Origin of the sequence: Xanthomonas sacchari (assembly GCF_024266585.1) — a bacterium.
Taxonomy (GTDB): Bacteria; Pseudomonadota; Gammaproteobacteria; order Xanthomonadales; family Xanthomonadaceae; genus Xanthomonas_A; species Xanthomonas_A sacchari_C.
In genome coordinates this window covers 3,184,444-3,207,286 of record NZ_CP100647.1, presented here as the reverse complement: position 1 = coordinate 3,207,286, position 22,843 = coordinate 3,184,444, and the positions used below count along the sequence as shown (strand labels likewise).

Annotated in this window: 20 protein-coding genes; 4 read left to right on the top strand and 16 right to left on the bottom strand. The window is 67.6% G+C overall.

What is annotated here, in order from left to right:
- Positions 1–385: 385 nt before the first annotated feature.
- From NKJ47_RS13380 to yidD, 3 genes are read right to left on the bottom strand one after another with little or no spacing between them, the layout of a single operon-like run.
- Entirely contained in the window at positions 386–1,249 is an 864-nt protein-coding gene (locus NKJ47_RS13380) for a M23 family metallopeptidase (protein ID WP_254458351.1), read from the bottom strand.
- On the bottom strand, positions 1,249–2,583 hold the full coding sequence (locus NKJ47_RS13375; protein ID WP_254458350.1) for a dihydroorotase: 1,335 nt from the start codon (positions 2,581–2,583) through the stop codon (positions 1,249–1,251). The genes NKJ47_RS13380 and NKJ47_RS13375 overlap by 1 nt, the downstream gene beginning before the upstream one ends.
- Positions 2,584–2,856 (bottom strand): membrane protein insertion efficiency factor YidD, encoded by a 273-nt coding sequence (yidD, locus tag NKJ47_RS13370; protein WP_106407029.1) that lies wholly within the window; start codon positions 2,854–2,856, stop codon positions 2,584–2,586.
- A 114-nt stretch (positions 2,857–2,970) separates the two neighbouring features.
- Between yidD and dksA the strand changes: the two genes are divergently transcribed.
- Complete coding sequence (gene dksA, locus NKJ47_RS13365) at positions 2,971–4,101, top strand: RNA polymerase-binding protein DksA (protein WP_254458349.1); 1,131 nt, start codon at positions 2,971–2,973, stop codon at positions 4,099–4,101.
- 371 nt (positions 4,102–4,472) lie between these two features.
- Here the strand turns inward: dksA and NKJ47_RS13360 are convergent, their stop codons facing one another.
- The 10 genes from NKJ47_RS13360 to NKJ47_RS13315 all read right to left on the bottom strand — a co-directional run bounded on the left by NKJ47_RS13360 (position 4,473) and on the right by NKJ47_RS13315 (position 15,490).
- Positions 4,473–4,709, bottom strand: a complete 237-nt coding sequence (locus NKJ47_RS13360) for a hypothetical protein (protein WP_254458348.1) — start codon at positions 4,707–4,709, stop codon at positions 4,473–4,475.
- Between the two features lie 861 nt (positions 4,710–5,570).
- Positions 5,571–6,242, bottom strand: a complete 672-nt coding sequence (locus NKJ47_RS13355; protein WP_254458347.1) for an outer membrane protein assembly factor BamE — start codon at positions 6,240–6,242, stop codon at positions 5,571–5,573.
- 66 nt (positions 6,243–6,308) lie between these two features.
- Entirely contained in the window at positions 6,309–7,145 is an 837-nt protein-coding gene (locus NKJ47_RS13350) for a hypothetical protein (RefSeq protein WP_254458346.1), read from the bottom strand.
- A 291-nt stretch (positions 7,146–7,436) separates the two neighbouring features.
- Positions 7,437–7,823 (bottom strand): hypothetical protein, encoded by a 387-nt coding sequence (locus NKJ47_RS13345; protein WP_254458345.1) that lies wholly within the window; start codon positions 7,821–7,823, stop codon positions 7,437–7,439.
- Between the two features lie 74 nt (positions 7,824–7,897).
- A complete protein-coding gene (locus NKJ47_RS13340) occupies positions 7,898–8,764 on the bottom strand; it encodes a hypothetical protein (protein ID WP_254458344.1) in 867 nt (288 codons plus the stop codon).
- 111 nt (positions 8,765–8,875) lie between these two features.
- A complete protein-coding gene (locus tag NKJ47_RS13335) occupies positions 8,876–10,540 on the bottom strand; it encodes a PQQ-binding-like beta-propeller repeat protein (RefSeq protein ID WP_254458343.1) in 1,665 nt (554 codons plus the stop codon).
- Between the two features lie 43 nt (positions 10,541–10,583).
- The gene (locus tag NKJ47_RS13330; RefSeq protein ID WP_254458342.1) at positions 10,584–11,486 is read right to left on the bottom strand and encodes a dienelactone hydrolase family protein; all 903 of its coding nucleotides are present in this window, start codon (positions 11,484–11,486) and stop codon (positions 10,584–10,586) included.
- Between the two features lie 25 nt (positions 11,487–11,511).
- Complete coding sequence (locus tag NKJ47_RS13325; protein ID WP_254458341.1) at positions 11,512–12,087, bottom strand: hypothetical protein; 576 nt, start codon at positions 12,085–12,087, stop codon at positions 11,512–11,514.
- Between the two features lie 74 nt (positions 12,088–12,161).
- The gene (locus tag NKJ47_RS13320) at positions 12,162–14,354 is read right to left on the bottom strand and encodes a peptidase domain-containing ABC transporter (RefSeq protein ID WP_254458340.1); all 2,193 of its coding nucleotides are present in this window, start codon (positions 14,352–14,354) and stop codon (positions 12,162–12,164) included.
- Positions 14,351–15,490, bottom strand: a complete 1,140-nt coding sequence (locus tag NKJ47_RS13315; protein WP_254458339.1) for an HlyD family efflux transporter periplasmic adaptor subunit — start codon at positions 15,488–15,490, stop codon at positions 14,351–14,353. Before NKJ47_RS13315 ends, NKJ47_RS13320 begins: the two co-directional genes overlap by 4 nt.
- A gap of 582 nt (positions 15,491–16,072) precedes the next feature.
- On the opposite strand from NKJ47_RS13315, the gene NKJ47_RS13310 reads away from it, so the two are divergent.
- Positions 16,073–17,125, top strand: a complete 1,053-nt coding sequence (locus NKJ47_RS13310) for an alpha/beta hydrolase (protein ID WP_254458338.1) — start codon at positions 16,073–16,075, stop codon at positions 17,123–17,125.
- Positions 17,126–17,258: 133 nt separating this feature from the next.
- Here NKJ47_RS13310 and NKJ47_RS13305 read toward each other — a convergent pair whose 3' ends face one another.
- The 3 genes from NKJ47_RS13305 to cysS all read right to left on the bottom strand — a co-directional run bounded on the left by NKJ47_RS13305 (position 17,259) and on the right by cysS (position 20,567).
- Positions 17,259–18,506, bottom strand: a complete 1,248-nt coding sequence (locus tag NKJ47_RS13305) for an MFS transporter (protein ID WP_254458337.1) — start codon at positions 18,504–18,506, stop codon at positions 17,259–17,261.
- Positions 18,503–18,943, bottom strand: a complete 441-nt coding sequence (locus tag NKJ47_RS13300; RefSeq protein ID WP_017912501.1) for a SufE family protein — start codon at positions 18,941–18,943, stop codon at positions 18,503–18,505. Before NKJ47_RS13300 ends, NKJ47_RS13305 begins: the two co-directional genes overlap by 4 nt.
- A 208-nt stretch (positions 18,944–19,151) precedes the next feature.
- Positions 19,152–20,567, bottom strand: a complete 1,416-nt coding sequence (cysS, locus tag NKJ47_RS13295; RefSeq protein WP_254458336.1) for a cysteine--tRNA ligase — start codon at positions 20,565–20,567, stop codon at positions 19,152–19,154.
- Between the two features lie 388 nt (positions 20,568–20,955).
- Between cysS and NKJ47_RS13290 the strand changes: the two genes are divergently transcribed.
- Complete coding sequence (locus tag NKJ47_RS13290; RefSeq protein ID WP_254458335.1) at positions 20,956–21,486, top strand: hypothetical protein; 531 nt, start codon at positions 20,956–20,958, stop codon at positions 21,484–21,486.
- A 296-nt stretch (positions 21,487–21,782) separates the two neighbouring features.
- Complete coding sequence (locus NKJ47_RS13285) at positions 21,783–22,814, top strand: N-acetylornithine carbamoyltransferase (protein WP_254458334.1); 1,032 nt, start codon at positions 21,783–21,785, stop codon at positions 22,812–22,814.
- Positions 22,815–22,843: the final 29 nt, after the last annotated feature.

Sequence of the window (22,843 nt, the reverse complement as noted above, 5' to 3'; positions counted from 1 at the left end):
CCTCTCGTCACTCCGGGACGTGTCCTGTGGGAACGGCTTCAGGGCAGCTTTCATCGCTACGGGACGTATTTTGTGGGAACGGCTTCAGTCGCGTCGGGTTTTACCGGGAACGCCCCGACGCGACTGCAGCGCGTCGCCAGAGCCCAGCCGGCGCGCTTGTCGCGCTGCGCGGCGATCGAGGTGGCGCTTCGGGATGTACCACGCTGTCTGATGTAGGAGCGGCTTCAGCCGCGACCGGGCGTCCCCGGAAAAGCCCCGTCGCGGCTGAAGCCGCTCCTGCATTCGGCGGCCGCTGCGTTTTGTCCGCTCCGCGCCAGGCGAAGACGCCGGTCATGCCGATGAAGAACGCGCCGCCGCGCGCCAGCGCACCCGACGCAGCAGCGCTTCAGGGCTGCCGCGTCCGCTCCAGCACCAGCAATGGGTCGATGCGCACGTCGAACCAATTCATCCCCCAATGCAGATGCGGCCCGGTCGCACGACCCGTGGCGCCAACCGCGCCGATCACCTGGCCCTGGGCGATGCGGTCGCCGACCTTCACGTCGATCCGCGACAGGTGCAGGAAGTTGGAACTGACGCCATAGCCGTGGTCGAGCAGCACGGTGCCGCCGGTCAGGTACAGGTCGGGGGCGGCGAAGGTGATCACGCCGGCGGCCGGGGCCTTGACCGGGGTGCCTGTGGGCACGGCGATGTCCATGCCCGAATGCCCGGCGCCGGGCTGGCCGTTGTAGACGCGGGCGTTGCCGAAGCGGCCGCTGATGCGGCCCTGCACCGGCCAGATGAAGGGCGCGGCGAAATCGGTGCGCGGGTCGTCGCGGTCGCGCGCGGCGGTGACCTGGGCCTGTTCGCGCTTGATCCGCTCGGCGATCGCCGGCGGCGGGTTCACCGTTTTCGGCGGCACCCCGTTGACCTGTTCCAGCGGCCAGTCGCGCGGCGTCACCGCGATCTCGACGGTTTCGGTCCCGCCGTCGGGGCGCTGTACGGCGATGCGCAGCGGACCGCGCTCGTCGCGGCCGATGCCGAACACCACGCTGCCGTAGTCGCTGACCCGCAGGGTGCGGCCGGCGTACTGCACGCGGCTGCCCGGCGCCACCTTGCCGATCACCAGCGCGCCCTGCGAGGCGCTGCGCGGGAACACGCTGCGCGCCTCGGCGCCCGCTGTGGCCGGCGTCTGCGCATGCAGCGACGGGGCGACTGGTGCGGTCAGCAGGACCAGCGCCAGTGCGGCGCCGGACAACACGGCGCCGCGCATCAGCGGTCGAACGCCAGGCGCTGCCCGTTGGGGCTGCCGATCAGGCGGGTGCCGTCCCAGGCCAGCACGCCGTTGATCCAGGTCGCGGCGATCTTGGAGCGGAAGCTGCGGCCTTCGAACGGCGACCAGCCGCACTTGGACAGCACGTCCTCGCGGCGCACGGTGAACGTGGTGTCGTCGATCAGCACCAGGTCGGCGTGGTAGCCCTCGCGCAGGAAGCCGCGTTCGTGCACGTCGAACAGCAGCGCCGGCGCGTGCGCGAACTTGTGCACCACCTGGGCCACGCTGAGCCGGCCCTCGTGGACCAGCTCCAGCGCCGCGACCAGCGCGTACTGCACCAGCGGCAGGCCCGACGGCGCCTGCGCATACGGCTTGCTCTTCTCTTCCCAGGTGTGCGGCGCGTGGTCGGTGGCGAGCACGTCGATCACGTCCTCGGCGATCGCGCGGATCAGCGCCTCGCGGTCGCTGGCGTCCTTGATCGCCGGGTTGCACTTGATCAGGTTGCCGAGGGTGGCGTAGTCGGCGCGGTCGAAGCGCAGGAAATGGATGCAGGTCTCGGCGGTGATGCGCTTGCCCTGGATCGGGCCGGGCGCGAACAGCGCCAGTTCGTCGGCGGTGGAGATGTGCAGCACGTGCAGGCGGGTGCCGTGCTTCTTCGCCAGCGACACCGCCAGCTGCGAGGACTTCAGGCAGGCCTCGCGCGAGCGGATGTCCGGGTGCATGTCCGGGGTCAGCGCATCGCCGTACTTCTGCTTGAACGCGGCCAGGGTCGCGTCGATGGTCGGGGTGTCTTCGCAGTGGGTGATGATCGGGGTCGGCGCGTCGCGGAAGATCGCGTCCAGGGTGTCCGGGTTGTCGACCAGCATGTTGCCGGTGGAGGCGCCCATGAACACCTTGATGCCGGGGGCGGTCTTCGGGTCCAGGGTCTGGATCGCGGCCAGGTTGTCGTTGCTGGCGCCCAGGTAGAAGCCGTAGTTGCCCCAGGCGCGGCCGCGCGCGGCGTCGTACTTGGCCTGCAGCGCGGCGGCGTCGAGCGTCGGCGGGTTGGTGTTGGGCATGTCCATGAAGCTGGTCAGGCCGCCGGCCACCGCCGCCGCCGATTCGGTGGCGATGTCGCCCTTGTGGGTCAGGCCGGGTTCGCGGAAGTGCACCTGATCGTCGATCATGCCGGGCAGCAGCCAGCGCCCGGCGGCGTCGACCACGGTCTCGCCGTCGCGTGCGGCCAGTTGCGGCGCGATGGCGGCGATGCGGCCGTCGGCGATGCGCAGGTCGCCCTGGGTTTCGCGGCCTTCGTTGACCAGGCGCGCGTTGACGATCAGTGTGGAAGCGGACATCTAGTGTTTTCCTTGGCAGCGGCAGGGTGGCGGCGCCGTGGGGTCGGGCACCGGGTCGAACCCGCCAGGATGGAAGGGGTGGCAGCGGCCGACGCGACGGGCGGCCATCCAGCCGCCGCGCAATGCGCCGAAACGGGCGATGGCGGTCACCGCGTACGCCGAGCAACTGGGCACGAAACGGCAGCGCGGCCCCAGCAGCGGGCTGATGAAGCGCTGGTACAGGCGCAGCAAGGCAATGAGAGCGCGGGCGATCACGCCGCCATGATATGCCACTGTGCTGGACTAGGCAGGTCGCTCGGCGTATACGCCGCGTTATTGCCGCGGGGGGTAGGGTAGGCTATAAAGGCCCGCTTTCCCGGGCCCCGGGAAGACCAAGGAAGAGCGTTCGTGGCTGCTAAAAAACCTGCAAAGAAGGCCGTCCAGGCCGCCAAGAAGCCCGCCAAGCCCGCCGCCAAGAAAGCGACGGGGTCAGCTCCCGGCAAACCGCTGAAGAACGCCGTGCCCGTCAAGCAGGCGGCGAAGGCCGCGCCGGCCAAACCGGCAAGCAAGGCCGTGGCCAAGAAGCCGGCGGCCAAGCCGGTGGCGGCTGTGCCGGCCAAGTCCGCTCCTGCCAAGAAGGCTCCGGCCAAGAAGGCGCCCGCCAAGCCGGCCGCACCGGCCAAGGCCGTCGCCAAGCCCACGCCCGCCGCCAAGCCGGCAGCGAAAACCGCGGCGGCCAAGCCTGTGGCCAAGGCCGCGGCCGCGCCCGCCAAATCCAAACCGGCCACCGCCTCCGTCGCACCCGCGGTGACCACCTCCGTACCGAAGTCGGCACCCAAGCCGGCTGCGGCCAAGCCTGTCCCGGTCAAGCCCGCCGCGCCTGCCGCTGCACCGGCTCCCAAGCCCGTTGCCGCCAAGTCCGCCGCGCCGTCGACCCCGCCACAAAAGAATCCCGTGTCCGTTTCGAAATCCTCCGCGAAAACCCCCACCAAGTCCGAATCCACCCCGAAGGCGCCGGTCGCCAAGCCCACCGGCAAGGTCGCCGTGGCCGTGACCGCCAAGTCCAATACGCCGGCCAAGCCGGCCAAGTACAAGGTGGTCGAGTACAAGACCGACGAGGCGACCGGCCGTCCGATCCTGCCCAAGGGCTACAAGCCGGCGGCGGACGAGGAGTACATGAGCCCGCTGCAGCAGGAATACTTCCGCCAGCGCCTGCTCACCTGGCGCGCCGACCTGGTGGAGGAATCCAAGCAGACCATCGAGAACCTGCGCGACGAGGTCCGCGACATCGGCGACGAAGCCGAGCGCGCCACCCGCGAGACCGAGAACTCGCTGGAACTGCGTACCCGCGACCGCTACCGCAAGCTGATCGGCAAGATCGACAGCACGCTCAAGCGCCTGGACGCCGGCGACTACGGCTACTGCGTGGACACCGGCGAAGAAATCGGCCTGGAGCGCCTGGAAGCGCGCCTGACCGCCGAGCGCACCATCGACGCGCAGGAGCGTTGGGAGCACCTGCAGAAGCAGCAGGGCGACTGATGTTCCACGACGTCTCCTGACGTCTCGAAATCCCTTCGTATTCAATCGGAGGGAGGGGCGTCAGGGTTTCATGACGTCACCCTGCGGTCCACGAAATACCCCCAATCCGGGGGTATTTTTGTAGGTATGTCACGGCCAATTCCGCCGTAGCTGCGAACGTCTTAGACGACGTGCGAGAGGTCGCACACCGCTCGCGACACGTTCGACGCGTTGCAGATGTGCAGCGCTTCTCAAGGTAAGCACTTCGACGGTGGCGGGCTGTTCCTCGACGTCCAGCCCAGCGCGCGCGAGGCGGATGGAGTACCGCTTCGGCAAGGCCGGGTCTGGATCACGCAGTGGACCCGTGGCACCTAGGAGCAGCCGCTCCCAGACTAGGCGGCCGTATCCAGCAAATACATGCCATAGACGGCCGCCACCATCACGAGCATCGCGATGGCAAAGAAACCGAAGCGCACGCCGCCACGGCCAGGGCCGCCCTCGCGCACGGCTAGTCGCGTCGCGAAGAAGCCGACGGCACAGAAGATCACTGCACCAACGAACCAGCCAATAGACATGTTGGCGATGGCATTCATCAGACAGGCGAACGCCATGACGAAAAGAACGCCCATAAACGCTCTTGGACTCACTATTCCTTTCCCCCTATGTTCTCGCCCAACACGCGGCTCACGTCGCCCGACGAACCCAGCTCCGTCCGCATGACCTGGCAGGGCTTGTTCGACACCGCTCGCGGGACCGACAGGGCGACAGCAAACACGCATTGCGCGATGGTGCTTGAGAACAATAGCATCCACTGCGTTCAACAGCGCTAAGTCGCCCAACTTCAGGCACGCCATGATCTTTGGCGTGGTGATGGGGGCTTGTCCGTGGTACGGCAACAGGGGCAGCAAAGGTCGATATGTCGCTGGATCCATCTCGGATCTTATTGTTGGATGATGGCGCCCTGGCAGCGTCCTCGGTGAAGCTGCGAATCCGCCGGAAGACAGACGGATCGCAGCTTGCTCTGCGCCGGGCGTGCCGTCTTCGAGCATGGTGTCCCACTCGCTCGACGCCGTGGCGACATGCGTCCTGCAGCGAGCTGATCGGGCTGTAGAAGCCCGGTGACTGCGGGTTGAGCAACACCCAGGCGAAGGCCGCCGGTCCGTTGCATTTCAGTCGGCCCGACACAGATGCCACAGCCCGGCAGGCGGTGCCAGCGATAGGCCCCGGTGGGCCTGCCACAGGAAGGCGGCCTGACGCGATAAGCGTGGGGCGTTGTCCCCGTCGGCTTTCGGCGGCCCATGTCCGGGCGACGCGCCTGCCGTGTGCTGCCGCGTGTGGCGGAGGCGATACCACCCCAAGAGGCTGGCGATGGAAGCGCCGTCGCGGCATGCGCGGCGTGTGCGCCCGTCCTGTGGCCGGAACCGTTGCCGATGCGTGGGTAAGGCTGCCGTTGACAGGCGGGCGTTTCTCGGCACGGACGGCGGCGTTCCTCAGCGCACGCCGTTGACCAATCCGCTTTGTGCGTCCTTGCTCAGCTTCAAGGCGGGCAGGGCAAAGCTGTCCAGCTCCTGCTTGCTGGTGGCGAGATCCAGCCCGATGACGGCCGAGGTGTCCGGATCGACTTCCAGGCCCAGCGGCATCGCGGCGAACTGCACGTAGTCGCGACTGGCGTTCCATTGTGGCTGCCCACCGATGGCCTGCAGCACGCGATCGATGTGGATGCCGGCCGGCTGGCCGAGCAGATCGAATGGCAAGGGAGCGTCTGGATTGGCGAACGCGATCAGGTTGGTGACGCGGTCATGGCGAAAGCGCACCGCCAACTGGCTGTAGGTGAGGGCGGCGGCCGGCCGTGGCTGCTGCGCCAGCAGCGGGTTCAACCCGCGCGGGTACAGATACACCACACTGAGCGTGTCCGGGTGTGCCGCATCGCTGCGGGTGATGTCCGGCTGGCCCAGTGCGGCCAGAACCTGTTGCTTGCGCATGCCGAGCGCGACTGGACCGAGACGTGCGCATTGGCTCGGCAGGGTGGCCGTGTTGCTGGAGCCTGCAAAGGCCTGATGCAGCGCGAGGGTGCAGGCCGCCGCGTCGCCGGCGGCATGGGTCTGCGAGCAGGTCATGCAGAGAGCGAGCAGGCCGAACAGCGAGAAGAACCGGGATGCCATGAGAAATTCTCCGTGAGGGGGATGCGTGGCGAGGCGGGAGGCATTCCCGGCCTCGCCACAGGTGAATTAATTGCCGTGCCAGCCTTCGCGGTGCCCGTACGCGGTGATGAACGCGCTGCGCTGGTCGCTGTTCAACGACCCCCATTGATCGGACGGACTCAGGCCCGAATTGGTGGTGATGGTGGTGATCATCTCCGCGGTCGGATTCTCGCTCGGCGGCGACCAGGTGGAGATGAGGTCACTCAGCGTGGCGGTGCCGCCGGCGTTGTTGTTGATGCGGTCCATGTTGGCCGCCGCGGCGTCCAATCCGGCTTGGGGGCTGGAGAAGATCGCAAAACCGCGGTCGTCGCCGAGCGTGCCGTGATTGTCCGCGAACGTGCCGGACCGGATGTCGAGCGGGTTGTTGTCGCGGTTGGGATGCGTGCCGGTGACTTGCTGCGTGCTGCCGTCGGCGGCGGTATAGGTCACCGTGGTGCCGCTGGCCGTCGCGGACGTGGCGGGGTCGTCGTTGCTGCCTGCGCCGTCGCCATCGCCATCGCCGCCATCGCCGCCATCGCCCTCGCCACCGTCGCCCTCGCCGCCATCTCCTTCGCCACCGTCGCCTTCGCCTCCTTCGCCTCCCTCACCACCTTCACCCCCCTCACCGCCTTCGCCTCCCTCACCGCCGTCGCCGCCGTCGCCACCACCCTCCGATTCGATCGGTGCGGCGACTTCGTTGGTAGTGGCCATCTGCGCGGCCGCAGTCTTGTGCATCGCCATGTGGTGATGCGTCTTGGCTTTGGCGTGGTGCGTTTTCCTGTGCGCCTTGGCGTGATGAATTGAACTGGACAACGGATGCGCGCCGATGGATGTGCGCGTGCCGCCTGCAACCATATCGATTTCGATGATATCGAGCGTTCTCATGTTGATCCTTGAACAGAGGTGCGGGAAAAGCGCCGTCCCCGCTTCGGCTGATCCGGCGCGTGCGGCGTGGCCGACGATCGGATCGGTTCATGCTGCGTGCGGCGCGTCCCAGAGCGCGGGCAGGGCATCTGCCCGGTCCTGCGTGTGGTGGCGCGTTCGAACGCAAGGAAACTGGGGTCGCACGCTGCGTCGTGCGCGGGTCGCGAACGCCAGGGCGGACCGCGGAGAGCAGGCGCCGCGCGTTTCCTCCCACTGCGTCCCGCAGCCAAGGCGCAAGCGCCTATCCGATGGTCACATCCCATGCGTCGCCGCCGCTCCTTCTCTGGAGCACACCAACGTCAGGTCCAGGCGACGTATCGTCCAGTGCGATGGCGTGTCGATCGTCCCGGTCGCATGGACGTGATAGGCAGGGCAGTCCGCATCTTCCTCGGGGTTGTCCTTGATGTCGCAATTGCCTTCGATCAGAAAGGTCTTGGCACCTTCGGCACTGGTACGGGCAAATTTCAATGCCGGACAGTCCCCGAACATCCTCGACAGGGCGATGTCATTCTTCAGCACGTAAGCGATCGCCTGTTCTCCCCCTGCTTGGGAAGAGGCTTGCATCGCCTGCAACGATCCTTGCACGGCGAAGGCGAGCGCCAGGACCGTGCACATGCGCAGTAACCAGATGGGCTTCATACGGAGAACTCCGAAGGCGGTTGTCCCCCGGGCTGGCCGGCGCCGGCCCGGGAGAGGAGATCGTGGGATGCGAACTACTTGAAGACGCTGATGTGGACGTGGGTCGTGTCGCCGCTTTCCCGGCTGGCTGGCGTCCAGTCCGCCGTTGGACTCGACCGGATGAAATTGCCCGCCGGACCCTCGACGTAGCTCACGTTGGGATTGTCCATCGCGGCGTTCTCCAGCGCTTGGGCGTTCTGCAGGCCTGCGCCGCTCGTGCCGACATGCACGTCGTTGATGATGTTGATATCGACGGCGTTGCCCGTGTAGTGAGCGGAATTGGGATCGTGGCTGCCGTTGGTCGTGGCCGAGATGTCGATGCTGTTGACGCTCTGATCGCCGTCGAGCACGGAGTTCAGTGTCGAGGCCATTCTGGATGTGACCGGGTTGTCGCTGCTCGAGCCGTCTTTCGTATTCTGATAGCTGATCGAAACCGTCCTGCCATCGGACGTCGTATGGCTGCTGCCTATGCTGGTATCGGCAGGGCCGTTGCCATCGGCGTCGTCGCCGTCGTCGTAACCGCCGCTGCCATCGCCTTCGCCGCCTTCACCACCCTCACCACCCTCACCACCTTCGCCACCTTCACCACCTTCACCACCTTCACCGCCTTCACCACCTTCACCGCCTTCACCCCCTTCACCCCCTTCGCCCCCTTCACCCCCTTCGCCCCCTTCGCCCCCTTCGCCGCCTTCGCCGATCGGCTCGACCTCTTCCATCCGTGCCATCTGCATGGTCGCGGACTTGTGCGCCACCATGTGCTGGTGGTGGATCTTGGCCTTGGCCCGGTGCGTCTTGTTGTGCGCCTTGGCGTGATGGATCGAACTGGACAGCGGATGTGCGCCGATCGATGTGCGCGTACCGCCTGCGACCATATCGATTTCGATGATATCGAGCGTTCTCATGGTGATCCTCGAACAGCTGTGCGGGGAAACGGCCGTCCTCGCTTCGGCTGATCCGTGCGTGCGGCCAATGAGCGGCATGCACGGACCGATCCCGGCCATGCGCGGCGCGCGTCAGGATGTGGCGAGGGTGGGGCGCGCACGTTGCGCGTGCGCGTCGCTCAGGCGCTCGAACGCATAGAGATGGTTCATGTAGGTGGATACGTAGATGCGCCGTTCGTCGGGCGAGATCGCCACGCCGTTGGTGACAGCGTCCGGCAACTGCAGTACACCGACGGTTTCGAGCGTGTCGATGTCGATCTCGACCACGCGGCCGCCGTTGCTGCCGACGATCACCCGGTTGCCGATCCGCTTGGGCGAGGCGTACACCCGCGAACGCAGGTTGATCTTCTTGAGCAACTGCATCGTGTCGATGTCGATCACGTACAGATGGCGGTCGCCGGATCCGCAGAACAGCTTGTTGCCGGCGAACAGCGGCGTCGTGTAGCAGATTTCATCTGTCTGCCACTCGCCGCGCTTCTGGCCAGTGGCGACATCCAGGACATAGATGGACTTGTCGAACGAGGCAAATGCGGTCAGCCCACGACGCTCGTCCACCGCGGGCGCGTACTTCACCGAACGCCGCGTCTTGAAACGCCAGGCAATGCGTCCTGTCCTGGCGTCCAGCGCGAGCGTCTCATGGTCCGCGCTCCCCCAGATCACCAGATCGCCGCCTTCCCAGTAACCGGGCGAGCCGTGCTGCAGCTTCTGTACTTGGTGCTCCCATATCTTCTCGCCGGTGTCCATCGCATAGGCGGCGAGACTGCCCTGCGCCCACGGGCGGACATACTCGATGCCGACGTACATCAGCTTGTGGCGCGGCACCAGCAGCGGGGAAGCGCCGACCCAGTCGCCGTCCGGATGCGTCCAGATCTCCTCGCCGCTGGCCGCATCCAGGCAGTAGACGGTGCCGTTGTACGCACCGAAGTACAGACGCCCGTCGTGATAGGCCGGGCAAGACCAGATGCCTTTCTTGGTGTATGCGGCGCCGGTCACCGGGTATTCCCACACCAGCCCGCCGGTCTCGGCGGAGAACGCCTGCATCTTGGCGGCGTCGCAACCGCGATAGATCATGTCGCCGACCAGCAGCGGCGCGGACTTGGGGACCACATGGAAGGCAAAGCCTCCCGGCGTCGCCGTCCGCCAGAGTTCGCGGTACGCCTGGGTGGGATGCGGTGCGCTTTGTTCCTGCGGCAGGTCGAAGTCCTTGAGGGTGAACAGCGATTGCACCGAGATTGCGTGCGTTTTGCGCCACTGCATGCCGGCCTTGGACAGGAAATCGACCACCACGAACACCTCACCGAGAGTGTGTCCGGCCGCTGCGATCACCGCGCGCGCCTTCTCGGCGCTGTTGCCGGAATTGAGCGAATCGTCGACCAGTACGATGGGCAGATCGAGCACATCGCCCTCGATGGCGTTGCCCATGCCGGTGGTCTTGCGATCCTTGCGAATGATGAAGCCGTTGACCGGGCCGCGTTCCTTCGGTGCGGTCAACAGCAAGGCGGTGAGCAGCGGGATTGCCGCGGTTTCGAGTCCGCCGAGCTGGAAAGGAGGGCGCGCGGCGTTGCGCTCCCAGAACGCTTCGGCGATCTGCTCGAGCGCAGTGCGTCGCATGAAGACCCGGCGCAGATCGAACAGCCAGAGGTAGGAGCCGCCCTTCTTGGTGATGAGGGGGATGTTCTCGGCGCTGGTGTGCAGGCCGACGGTCTGGATCAGGTCCCGAAGCGATTGCATGGTCATCGTGCAGCCCTGCTGGGGATGGGAGAGTGAGGGGGACGGCGGGTCAAGGAGACGCCGGAACGTCCATCGAGCCGAGATAGCGGTCCACGGCCGGTCCCCAGATCGCGGAACCTCCGTGGCCGAAGAACAGGTGGTGACCGTCGTCGCCGAAGGCGGAGGGCGTCACCAGGACGGCATGGCCGCCTGCCTCGGTGAAGGCACGATGCAGCGACGCGGCAAGTTCAGGTCCGAAGAAGCTGTCGTTGGCCGTATAGATCCACAGCATCGGCGTGCTGGCCTGTTGGCCGAATGTGGCGGCTGCCGCAATCAACCTGTCGGGATGGCAGTTGCTGTTGGACTGGTCGTGGAAGTGGCCGCCGCGGCCGCCGGCCATGTTGACGAACGCGCTGACGTTGGGGTGCGGCAGGCTGTCGTACGCCAACGTGCCCCAGCCGCCGGCCGACTGTCCGACCACGATGGCGCCGGTCGGGCTGTAGTCGGGCAGCGCGGTCAGGACGTCCACGATGCGCTTGAGCTGGCGAGCGGTTTCCAATCCGGCCTTGACGTAGTCGGCGTGGTCGCAGCCGTCGTAGCCCTCGCTCCAAGGACCACCGGTGGCGCCGTAGCCGAGGCGCAGCACCAGTGCCACGGCGTAGTGGCGGCGCAGGAACCAGCGTGCCGATTCGCCATCGCAGGTTTCGAGGGTCATGCCTGGTCGGTCGGATGCCTTCGCCGGTGAGCCGTGTGCGATGACCACCACGCGCGGGCGGCGGACACCGGCGGGGCGGCACAGCCGTCCTTGCAAGGTCCAGGGGTGTCCGTCCGGATCGGCGATGGGGATCTGCAGCGATTCGCCGAGGTCGGCATGCGTGCCGCCGAAGCCGCTGGCCGAGGCGATGCAGGGTGCCATACCGCAGAGCAGCAGTGCGGTCGCGGTCGGCAGGCAGCGTATGCAGGTGGATGACATGGTGGAGTTCCTCGCTGCGCCGGTATCAGCGTCGGACGCGCCGCATATGGAAGGTGATGGTCGAGCACAGCGTCGGGCACTCCCGTGCCGGGGCACGCGAGGCACGGGTGACGGCGCCATCGAACACCACCAGTCGACCAGGCCGCGGGCGGATGGAGATGCACTCGCGCGCGGTGTCGTAAAACACGGTTTCGCCCGCCCAATCGTCCTTCCATTCGGCGCTGGCGTAGAGCAAGGCGACACGCTCCTGATCCGACGGCTTGGCGTAGTGGTGCGCCACGCCGTCCTGTCCATGCGTGTGGCCGGTGACGTAGGCGCGGACCAGGCCGTAGTCCTGGGCCAGGTTTTCCTTGATCTGCGTCCAGATCTCGTGGAGCGGTTCCATACCCGGGGTCGCCGCGAGGACATCGTCGTGGATCGCGCGCTCGTGCGCTTTGCGGCTGCCGCACAGATGGATATGCCAGGACGGCGCCACGTCGCCGAGCAACCCTGGATAGATGCCGTAGCACCAGCCGCCTCGACTGCGCAGCAGTTCGGGCAGATGCTGGACTTCGACGAAATTGTTGACGACTTGCAGGGACGACGCTTCCGACGCTGACACGATGGCGACCTCACGTTGGCGATACGGGGTGGGGCGATGCGGCGCGGCGAGTTCTCCGTCGCGCCGGTGGCAAGCTAGGAGGTGACAGGGGCGAGTGGGGCATGTGCCGCAGCCTGGCGCGTGCGGATGGCTCCTTCGTGCAACTCGATGACGCGATCGGCATGCGCGATCGTTTCAGGGCGGTGCGCAATGACGATGCGTGTGATGTTCAGGGCCTTGATCGCATGGTTGAGCTGGCGCTCCAATGCGAGATCGAGGTGGCTGGTCGCCTCGTCCAGCACCAGGATGTGCGGGCGCCGGTACAGTGCGCGCGCCAGGAACAGGCGTTGTTGCTGGCCGCCGGACAGCGAGGATCCCATGTCGCCGACCAGGCTGTGGTAGCCCATCGGCATGGCCATGATGTCCTCGTGTATACCGGCCAGGCAGGCGGCATCCTCGATGTCCTGCGGCGTGGCGAGTGCGTCGAACATGCTGATGTTCTCGGCGATCGAACCGGTGAACAGGTGGTCGTCCTGCATCACGCTGCCGGTGATCGCGCGGTAGCGGGACTTGCCGAGTCGGCGCAGATCGAGGCCGCCGATCTCGACCGCGCCTTGCTGCGGATCGAGCAGGCCGAGCAGCACTCTCACCAACGTGCTCTTGCCGCACCCCGATGGGCCGACGATGGCGACCGATTCGCCCGCCTGCACCGCGAAACTGCACTCGCGCAGGATCCAGGGCTCGCCTTCGGCATAGCGGAAGCTGACCTTGTTGAAGGCGATGCTGGGCTGCGGCAGTGGGCCCGCATGCTCGCTGGTGGCGTGCGCTTCGGGCGGCGTCAGGACGATGTCGGCCAGTCGCTCGGCCTGCAGGCGCAGCATGCGAAGTTCGATCGCGTAGTCGACCAGGCTGGCGACGCGGCCGCTGAACTGGTCTCCGTAGGCCACGAAGGCGGTCAACATGCCCACGGTGAACTGGCCTTTCAACCCTAGCCACGCGCCCAGCCAGAGCACGCCCAGGCGCTGCGCACCTGCCGCGAGGTTCTGCAATGCGGTGAACAGCATGTCCAGCCGCTGCACGGCGATGGAGGTATTCAGCGTGTCCGTTGCTGCATTGAGGTAACGCGCGGTCTGTTCGGCCTCTTGGTTGTTCAGGCGGATGGTCTGCACGCCGCGCACCGCTTCCAGGAATCGGCTGTGTTGCTTGGCGGTGACGGTGATCTGGCTGAGGTTGGCCTCGCGGTAGACGCGGAAGTACAGCAGTCGAAGTGCCGCATACACGGCCACCGCACCGAGGACGATGGCCGACAGCAAGGGGCTGTAGACGAACAGTACGACCAGGGTGACGCTGGCAAGCAGTCCATCGAGCAGGATCTCGACGAAGCGGGTAGTGAGGGTTTGCTGGATCGTATCGATCGCGCCGAAGCGGGAGACGATGTCGCCGAGATGGCGCGTGCCGAAGTAGGACTGCGGCAGGCGCATCAGATGCTGGAACACGTTGCCGGTCCAGCCGAGGTTGAAGTGGGTGCTGAGCCACATCACCGTCCAACTGCGCAAGGCCGAGACGAGGGTCTCAAGCACGATCAGCAACGCGAAGCTCAGGCCGAGAAAGGTGAGCAGGTCATGGTCGCCGTCGGCGATCACCTGATCCACGACAAGTTGCATGAACAGAGGCGCCAGCAGCGCGAAGACTTCCAGTACCAGCGCCAGCCCGAAGATCTGCGTCAGTCCGCGGTCCAGGCCCTGCACCGAGCCGGCGAGCGCGCGCAGCGACACCGGTGGCGTCTCGCGTTGCCGCTGGAAGGTCGGCCCCCTGGAGAACTCGATCGCCACGCCGGTGAAGTGCCTGCCGACCTCGGCCATGCTGAGGTTGCGCACGCCCACCGCGGGGTCGTGCACGACGATCCCATGCTTGCCCGCGCTGCGCAGCACCACGAAATGATCCATGTCCCAGTGCAGTACGCAGGGCGTCTGCAGTTGGCCAAGCTCTTCCAGGTCCAGCCGAAGCGGTCGGCATTGCAGTCCCAGCGTATGCGCGATTTCGATCAGGCGTCGTGCGGTCATGCCCTTCAGCGACAGACTGAAGCGACGCCGCAGTGCGGGCAGATCGGTATGGTGACCGTGATAGCCGGCGATCATCGCGATGCAGGCCAGGCCGCACTCCGCGGCTTCCGCCTGCAGCACGTTCGGCAGCACGCCTGAGCGCCGGAAGCGCAGCCGTCCTGCGCGCCCGTCCTGCGCGCTTGCGGCCTGTGCCGGCGTGCCGTGATCAACGGATGCCCGGCTCACGCGCCGCTGCTCCAGCGGTGCCCCATGCCGTACAGCGGCTCGAAGATCCACTCGACGATCCGGCGCCGGTCCAGCAACATGTCCGCATCCAGCGCCATGCCCGGGCGCAAGGGCTCCTTGCGCCCATACGCCTCGACGTTCTGATCCGCCAGGTCCACGCGGGCCAGGTAGAGCGGATCGGAAGAGGGCGGAGTGCCGCCGCCGAGCAGCAACGTGACTTCGCCAGGCGTCAGTGCGCTGCGCGAGACGCTACTCACCACGCCATGGTGCAGGCCAAATTTCTGGTAAGGGAACGCCTGGTAGTGCAGGGTGACCTGGATGCCCGGATGGACGAAGCCGACCGCCTGGCTGGGAACCAGGATCTGCGCCTGCAGGGCCGAGCCGTCCGGGACGATGGCGAGCAGCGGTTGGCCCAGCGCGACCGAGGCGCCGGGTTTGACCAGCAGGGTGGCGACGGTGCCGCTGGCCGGTGCACGCAGTTCGCTGGCGCGCGTCGCTTCGTTCTGCGCCAGCGTCTGTTCGACTTGCGCGAGTTGCCGGCGCAAGTCGTTGAGCTTGGCCGAGACCGCCAGCGGCAGTTGGGTCAGTTGGTCGTTGAGGACGCTCAGTTGCTGCCGGGTACTGGCGCGTTGCTGCTGCAGTGAACGCAACTGCGATTCGTCGGCGAGCAACGCCGATTGCTCCTGTTCGACCTGCAATGCCGGGATGTAGCCGCCGGCGACCAGGCCCGACCATTTGTTCACCAACTCCTGCACCAGCTGCATCTGCTTCTTCTCGATCGCGATCTGCGCGTCGATCTGGACCAACTGCTCCTTCAGTGCGGCTTGCTGCGTGCGATTGTCCTCTGCCTGCTTGTCCTGCAGCTGCTGGGTATCGCCGATGTCCTGGCGCAGGCTGCCTGCTTGGCGCTGCAACTGCGCGCTGACGCTGGCTGCCGTGTTGCCGAGCGCCTTGCTGGTGTGCTCGCCGGACAGCGATACCAGGACCTGTCCACTCGCGACCCGGTCGCCTTCCGCGACGCCGACATGGTCGATCACGCCGAGCGTATTGGCGGTCAGGCTGATCAGGCCGGCGCGCGGGACCAGAAGCCCGGTGACATGGACGCGCTGGGTGTAATGGCCGAAGAACAGCCACATCAGAACGGTGGTGGCGATGCCGAGAGCGACGAAGGTCCACGCTCTGGTCGAAAGTGGCGTTGCCAGCCGCACCGTCCCCAGCCATGCCTGGCTTCGGGCGTCCACTGCCTCGTCACGGAAAAGCGAATGTTCCATTCGGCTGATTCCATCCGTGTTTCACATGGGAGCCGCGCGTTTCGACGCGCGTCCATTTTCGAAAGCGGGTTGAAACTTAATCCTTGGGAGATAATTTCGGTGACTTCTTTCGTCTTCCTTTCTGGGTTTGCTAACTTTCCATGTTGTCTACGAAATGCATTCTCATGGTGTTGGCGAGTGGCGGATTTAACTTGGAAATTCCGCTGCTTATTGCCGGAACTGGAATGTCTTCGATAGCTGTCGAGGGGCTTTAAATGTGCCTGTCATGACGATGTCGCATAATGGCGGGCGTGGTATATCGCCATGTCGTTTATGACAATCCATGTCATTGCCTGCAAATTATTTCAATCATGTATCCGGTACTGCATCGATAATGGAGCGCCACGCTTGAGTCGCAATTCCGATTTGGCCGGGCCATCCGTGCCCAAACGCCGCCGTCGTTGGCGCTTGCCGGTCCTGATCGCCTTGTTCCTGCTGGCGCTCATTGCGCTGGGGCCACGGGTCAGCGTGGCCCTGCCGCAGGTGGCGGCGCCGGCGGTGCCGCAGGATCCGTTGGCGCTGCAGGCCTGGATCGATGCGCGCGAACGCGCCACGCCGGGGGTGCGCCCTGACAACCAGGCGCGGATCGTCTGGGCCGATCCGGCGCATCCGGGGCGACGCGCGTGCGCCATGGTCTATCTGCATGGCTTTACCGCCAGCCAGGGCGAGGGCGCGCCCACGCACGTGCGGCTGGCGCGCAGCTTCGGCTGCAATCTGTATCTGCCGCGCCTGCCCGGGCACGGCTTGGTCGCGGCCGATGCGCTGCGCGGCGTCGATGCCGGGCGCCTGCTCGCCAGCGCGGCCGAGGCGCTGGCGGTGACCCGGGTACTGGGCGAGCGGGTGGTGGTGATCGGCAATTCGATGGGCGGCGCGCTGGCGCTGCAGGCGGTGGCGGCCAATCCACGCCAGGTGCAGGCGCTGGTGCTGTGGTCGCCGCTGGTGCGCGAGTACGCTGACCAACTGCAGCCGATGCTGTGGCCGTGGGGCGCGCAGTTGCTGGCGTGGACGCACAACGGCGGCGATCCGATCCTGCGCTATCCGGTCGACAGTGCCTACTGGGCCGATGCCACGCATCTGGATGGCTACCGTGCGCTGGCGGCGCTGACCCGCGGCGGCATGCAGCCGGCGACCTATGCGCGGATCCATGTGCCGGTCTTCCTCGGCTACTACTACCGCGATCCGCAGCATCAGGACCGCACGGTGTCGGTGGCGGCGCTGCAAGCGATGTTCACGCAATTGGGAACGCCGCCGGCCTTGCGCCAGGCGGTGGATTTCCCGGATGCGGACAATCATGTGCTGGCCTCGCCGATCCGCTCGCGGGCGGTGCCGGCGGTGTTCGCCGCTACCTGCCGGTTCCTGGCGCGGCAGGGCGGCCTGGTGCAGCCGGCCGGCGTTCCGGATTGCGCGCATGCCTGGGCCGACGACGAGGCGCAGGCGCGCGCCGTGGCGGCCGCACGCTGAGTGCGGCCGTTGCGGCGGAGCCGAAGTGCGTTGGGCGGCGCGCAGGCACCGGTGGCGCTGCGCGGAGGTGCGGCGAGGCCGCGCCGTCGCCGCGCCCGCCGGGCGACGCTGCGCGCGCGCCGTCAGCCCGGGTCTACTGCAGGTCGCGCAGATCCAGATTGCGCAGCTTGGGCGCCTTCCAGCTGGTGACGCCGACCACGCCCAGGGTCACGCAGCCGCCCAGCACCACCGCCGGCACCAGGCCGATCAGCCGCGCCATGACGCCGTCGTAGAACGCGCCCAGTTCGTTCGACGAGCCGATGAAGATGCCGTTGATCGAGGACACGCGGCCGCGCATCGCGTCCGGCGTGGCCAACTGCAGGATGGTCTGGCGCACGATCACCGAGACGCCGTCGCACATGCCGTAGGCCAGCAGGATCGCCGCCGACAGCCAGAAGTGCCGCGACAGCCCGAACGCGATGGTGCACAGGCCGAAGCCGGCCACCGCCAGCAGCAGCACGCGTCCGGCGTTGCGCTGCAGCGGGTGCCGCGCCAGCCATACGCCGACCAGGATCGACCCCAGCGCCGGTGCGCCGCGCAGGATGCCCAGGCCCTCGGGGCCGTAGTGCAGGATGTCGTGGATGAAGGCCGGCAGCATCGACACCGCGCCGCCCAGCAGCACCGAGAACATGTCCAGGGCCATCGCGCCGAGCATGATCTGGTTGGAGAACACGAACTGCGCGCCTTCGGCGATGCTGCGGAAGATCGGCGCGCGCGGTCCTTCGTGCACCGGCTCGGCGACGCGCAGCAACCACAGCGCCAGCAGCGCCGCGCTGGAGGCGCCGATCGCGGTGCCGTAGGCCAGGCTCTTGCCGCCCCAGCCGACCAGCAGGCCGCCCAGCGCCGGGCCGAGCACCATGCCGGCCTGGAACGCCACGCTGCCGACGCTGGCGCCGCGCGCGTAGGCCTCGCGGGGCAGGACGCGGGCGAACAGGGCGTTGTAGACCGGCGACAGGAAGGCGCGCGCGGCGCCGGTCAGCGCGATCGCCGCGTAGATCGGCCACACCCCGTGCGCGGACAGCCAGCCACGGCTCACCGCCAGCAGCACCGCGGCGGTGGCGATCAGGCCGACGCTGGCGAGCATGCCGAGGTAGCGCCGCGGCAGGTGGTCGACCAGGTAGCCGGCGAACGGGGCGATGCAGAAGAACGGCAGGATCTCGGCCAGGCCGATCAGGCCCAGCGAGAACGGATCGCGGGTGATCTCGTAGATGTGCCAGCCGACCGTGACCGCGACGATCTGGTAGGACAGCATCGCCAGGATGCGGTAGGCCAGCACCAGGGCGAAGCCGGGGTGCGCCAGCAGCGTGCGCAGGGTGTGCGGGGTGGGCAGGGGCGCGCTCATGCCTGCTGCGCGCGCGCCGTGTCCTGGATGAAGGCCAGCAGCGCGGCCAGGCCGTTGCTGCGGGTCGGCGACAGGTGCTTGCCCAGGCCGATGGCGGCGACGAAATCCGGTGCGGTGGCCAGGATGTCCGCGGCGCTGCGCCCGGAATAGACCCGCAGCGCCAGGTAGATCAGCCCGGAGACGATCGCCGAGTCGCTGATCGCATGGAACACCAGGCGTTCGGCATTGCCCTCGGGCACGATCCACACCATCGACTGGCAGCCGTGCAGGCGATGCTCCTCGGTCTTCCAGTGTTCGGGGAAGGCGGGCAGCTTGCGGCCCAGGTCGATCAGGTACTGGTAGCGCTCGGACCAGTCGCCGAAGAAGCCGAATTCCTCGGCGATGGCGGCCTGGGCGTCGGCGGGCGTGGGTTCGAGCGGAAAGTCGGTATCGGTCATCAGCAATCCAAGATCAAGCGATGTAAGCCCCTCTCCCTCCGGGAGAGGGGTTGGGGTGAGGGTCCGGGCGCAGCCTCGTGCACTGTCGATGCAGATCGCTTCGTGCCGCACCCGCACCGGCGCGCTGAACCCTCATCCGGCGCTGTGCGCCACCTTCTCCCGAAGGGAGAAGGGAACAGCCGTGCGCCCTTTTTCTAAGAGCGCCCGGTCACCCGCGCTTCCAGCGTACGCCCTGCGGCGTGTCCTCCAGGACAATGCCGGCCTCGGCCAGTTCCTGGCGGATGGCGTCGGCGCGTGCGAAGTCGCGGGCCTGCTTGGCGGCGCTGCGGGCGTCGATCAGCGCCTGGATGCGGGCGTCGTCGTCGCTGCCGGCGCCCTGGAACCAGACCTCGGGATCCTGCTGCAGCAGGCCCAGGGCCAGGCCGGCGCCGAGCAGGCGGCCCTTGGCCTGGCGCAGCGCGTCCGCGCGCGGCGCGGCATCGGCGGGGTCGGGACCGCCGGCCGGCGCCAGCTCGCGCAGTTTCTGCCGCGCCTGCGCCGCCAGGGTCGACAGCACCGACAGCGCCAGCGGCGTGTTGAGGTCGTCGTCGAGGGCGTCTTCGATCTCGGCCGGAATGACCGCCTCGGCATCGATGCCCTGCAGGTCGCGCAGCGTCCCGTACAGGCCGTCGAGCCGGGCGACCTGGGCGTGGATCAGGGCGTCGGACCAGTCCAGCGGCTGCCGGTAGTGCGCGCTGAGCAGCGCGCAGCGCAGCGCCTCCGGCCGATGCCGGGCGATCAGGTCGTGCACGGTCTCGATGTTGCCCAGCGACTTGCTCATCTTGGCGCCGCTGAAGGTCAGCATGCCGTTGTGCAGCCAGACGCGGGCGAAGGTGGCGCCGCCGTGGGCGCATTCGCTCTGCGCGATCTCGTTCTCGTGGTGCGGGAACTGCAGGTCCACGCCGCCGGCATGGATGTCGATGGTCTCGCCCAGGTGCGCGGCGGCCATCGCCGAGCATTCGATATGCCAGCCGGGACGGCCGCGGCCCCACGGCGAGTCCCAGCCCGGCAGCTCGTCGCTGGAGGGCTTCCACAGCACGAAGTCGCCCGGGTCGCGCTTGTAGGGGGCGACCTCGACCCGGGCGCCGGCCAGCATCTCCTCCGGGTCGCGCCGCGACAGCTTGCCGTAGCCGGCGAAGCTGGCCACCGCGAACAGCACGTGGCCCTCGGCGGCGTAGGCGTGGCCGCCGGCGATCAGCCGCTCGATCATCGCCACGATGTGCGGGATGTGTGCGGTGGCGGCCGGCTCGATGTCCGGCGGGGTCACCCCCAGCGCGGCCATGTCCTGGCGATAGATGGCGGCGAAGCGGTCGGTGATGGCCGAGATCGGCACGCCCTGCGCCTGCGCGGCGGCGTTGATCTTGTCGTCCACGTCGGTGATGTTGCGGGCGTAGCGCAGCTTGCCGTAGCGGCGCCGCAGCAGCGCCGCCAGCACGTCGAACACCACCGGGCCACGGGCGTTGCCGATGTGCGCGTAGTTGTAGACGGTGGGGCCGCAGACGTAGAGCGTCGGGCCGGCCACCGGATCGAGCGGTTCGAAGGCGTCGACTCGGCGGGTCAGGTTGTTGTGCAGGCGCAGGCTCATCGGCATCGGCGGTGGGGAAACCGCCCGATTCTACCGGCAGCCGCCCCAGGGCGGGTCATCCGTCTCCGCGCATGCCGTGCCGCAGTTGCGCGGGTCTGTGGGCAAGGACGCACGAGGACGTGGCCGGCGCTCCGCGCCCGTGCGATGACGTGGCCGCGGATCCGCGCCATCGCGGCCGGTCGGGTGGGGCGGGCAGGGCGCGCGGCTCGACCGACGGCCGGCCAGGCGCTGCACCACGCCAGGGCGGTACGCCTGACAGATCCGACGCGGCGTGCCCGCGGGTGAGGGCGCGCGCCAGGCCGGCGGGCGCGGCCGTCGGCTCGCGTTCAGCCCGACGCAAGCCGCCATGCCTACACTCACTGGTCTGCCCTTGCGAAGCCTGCTGCCGATGCGTCCTAACCCGTTGTTGCCGCTGGTCGGCATCCTTGCCTGCGCCGCCGCGCCGGCCTGGGCGCAGGACTCCGAGGCGCGCAACCGGGTGGTGGTGATCGAGAACGTCAAGCTGGATTACGCCCAGGTGCTGAACGTGGAGCCGGTGTACCAGACCCTGCGCGCCACCCGTACCGAGCAGCAATGCGACCCGGCGCCCACGCCGGCACCGGCGGCGCGGGCGCCCAAGCCGGCCGAGGACGACAGCCGCTTCAGCCGGTTGATGGATTCGGTGAAGGACATCTTCAGCCGCCGCCACGAGGAGCCGGCCCCGGCGGCCGCGCCGGCCGCGGCCCCGGCCGGGGGGCGCAACTGCCGGACGGTCGAGGTCGGCCGCGAGTTCCGCCGGCCCATCGCCTACGACGTGGACTACGTCTACAAGGGCACCAAGTACCGCTCGCGGCTGCCGGAAGATCCCGGCAACCGGCTGCGCATCCGCGTCTCGGTGGCGCCCTACGTGCCCGACGCGCTGGTGGTGCCGCCGCGCTGAGCGCCGCGCGCTTGCGCCTGTGGCGTGCGCGTGCGAGGATGCGCGCCGATGAAAGCGAACCTGCCCCAGCACGATCTCAGCGCCGCACGCATGGCCTCGGGCATGACGTCGCGCGCGCGTCGACCGGAATCCCACATTCTCGCTGGGTAACCGGAGCGTCGTGCCGTTCGTTCTGAAAACCCAGCCCGAGGCTGGGTTTTTTCGTTTTCATCGCCCGGAAAAGTTTCACCCGTAAAGAACCTTCCTGTAGAACTTCCCGCGCGTCCCGCGTCCCCACCGCTGCAAAGGATCGATCGATGTCTCTGAAGCACTTCTTGAACACCCAGGACTGGAGCCGCGCCGAGCTGGACGCGGTGCTGACCCAGGCGGCGCTGTTCAAGCGCAACCGCCTCGGCAACGAGCTGAAGGGCAAGTCGATCGCGCTGGTGTTCTTCAACCCCTCCATGCGCACCCGCACCAGCTTCGAGCTGGGCGCGTTCCAACTGGGCGGCCACGCGGTGGTGCTGCAGCCGGGCAAGGACGCGTGGCCGATCGAGTTCGACCTGGGCACGGTGATGGACGGCGACACCGAAGAGCACATCGCCGAGGTGGCGCGGGTGCTGGGCCGCTACGTGGACCTGATCGGCGTGCGCGCGTTCCCGAAGTTCGTCGACTGGGCCAAGGACCGCGAGGACCTGGTGCTGAAGAGCTTCGCCAAGTACTCGCCGGTGCCGGTGATCAACATGGAGACCATCACCCACCCGTGCCAGGAGCTGGCGCACGCGCTGGCGCTGCAGGAGCACTTCGGCAGCAGCGACCTGCGCGGCAAGAAGTACGTGCTGACCTGGACCTACCATCCCAAGCCGCTGAATACCGCGGTGGCCAATTCCGCGCTGACCATCGCCACCCGCCTGGGCATGGACGTGACCCTGCTGTGCCCGACCCCGGACTACGTGCTCGACGAGCGCTACATGGGCTGGGCCGCGCAGAACGTGGCCGAGAGCGGCGGCTCGCTGACCGTCAGCCACGACATCGACAGCGCCTACGCCGGCGCCGACGTGGTCTACGCCAAGAGCTGGGGCGCGCTGCCGTTCTTCGGCAACTGGGGCCCGGAGAAGCCGATCCGCGACCAGTACCAGCACTTCATCGTCGACGAGCGCAAGATGGCCCTGACCAACAACGGCGTGTTCTCGCACTGCCTGCCGCTGCGCCGCAACGTCAAGGCCACCGACGCGGTGATGGATTCGCCCAACTGCATCGCCATCGACGAGGCCGAGAACCGCCTGCATGTGCAGAAGGCCGTGATGGCGGCGCTTGCTTCGCAAGCGGGAATCGGGAATCGGGAATAGAGAATCGTCGCAGCAACAGCCTTCGCCCC

Bases quoted from the DNA above. Each gene is read 5' to 3' on its own strand.
- NKJ47_RS13380 (WP_254458351.1), bottom strand. From the start codon at position 1,249: ATGCGCGGCGCCGTGTTGTCCGGCGCCGCACTGGCGCTGGTCCTGCTG.
- NKJ47_RS13375 (WP_254458350.1), bottom strand. From the start codon at position 2,583: ATGTCCGCTTCCACACTGATCGTCAACGCGCGCCTGGTCAACGAAGGC.
- NKJ47_RS13360 (WP_254458348.1), bottom strand. From the start codon at position 4,709: ATGGGCGTTCTTTTCGTCATGGCGTTCGCCTGTCTGATGAATGCCATC.
- NKJ47_RS13355 (WP_254458347.1), bottom strand. From the start codon at position 6,242: ATGGCATCCCGGTTCTTCTCGCTGTTCGGCCTGCTCGCTCTCTGCATG.
- NKJ47_RS13350 (WP_254458346.1), bottom strand. From the start codon at position 7,145: ATGAGAACGCTCGATATCATCGAAATCGATATGGTTGCAGGCGGCACG.
- NKJ47_RS13345 (WP_254458345.1), bottom strand. From the start codon at position 7,823: ATGAAGCCCATCTGGTTACTGCGCATGTGCACGGTCCTGGCGCTCGCC.
- NKJ47_RS13340 (WP_254458344.1), bottom strand. From the start codon at position 8,764: ATGAGAACGCTCGATATCATCGAAATCGATATGGTCGCAGGCGGTACG.
- NKJ47_RS13335 (WP_254458343.1), bottom strand. From the start codon at position 10,540: ATGACCATGCAATCGCTTCGGGACCTGATCCAGACCGTCGGCCTGCAC.
- NKJ47_RS13330 (WP_254458342.1), bottom strand. From the start codon at position 11,486: ATGTCATCCACCTGCATACGCTGCCTGCCGACCGCGACCGCACTGCTG.
- NKJ47_RS13315 (WP_254458339.1), bottom strand. From the start codon at position 15,490: ATGTGGCTGTTCTTCGGCCATTACACCCAGCGCGTCCATGTCACCGGG.
- NKJ47_RS13305 (WP_254458337.1), bottom strand. From the start codon at position 18,506: ATGAGCGCGCCCCTGCCCACCCCGCACACCCTGCGCACGCTGCTGGCG.
- NKJ47_RS13300 (WP_017912501.1), bottom strand. From the start codon at position 18,943: ATGACCGATACCGACTTTCCGCTCGAACCCACGCCCGCCGACGCCCAG.
- cysS (WP_254458336.1), bottom strand. From the start codon at position 20,567: ATGAGCCTGCGCCTGCACAACAACCTGACCCGCCGAGTCGACGCCTTC.
- NKJ47_RS13290 (WP_254458335.1), top strand. From the start codon at position 20,956: ATGCGTCCTAACCCGTTGTTGCCGCTGGTCGGCATCCTTGCCTGCGCC.
- NKJ47_RS13285 (WP_254458334.1), top strand. From the start codon at position 21,783: ATGTCTCTGAAGCACTTCTTGAACACCCAGGACTGGAGCCGCGCCGAG.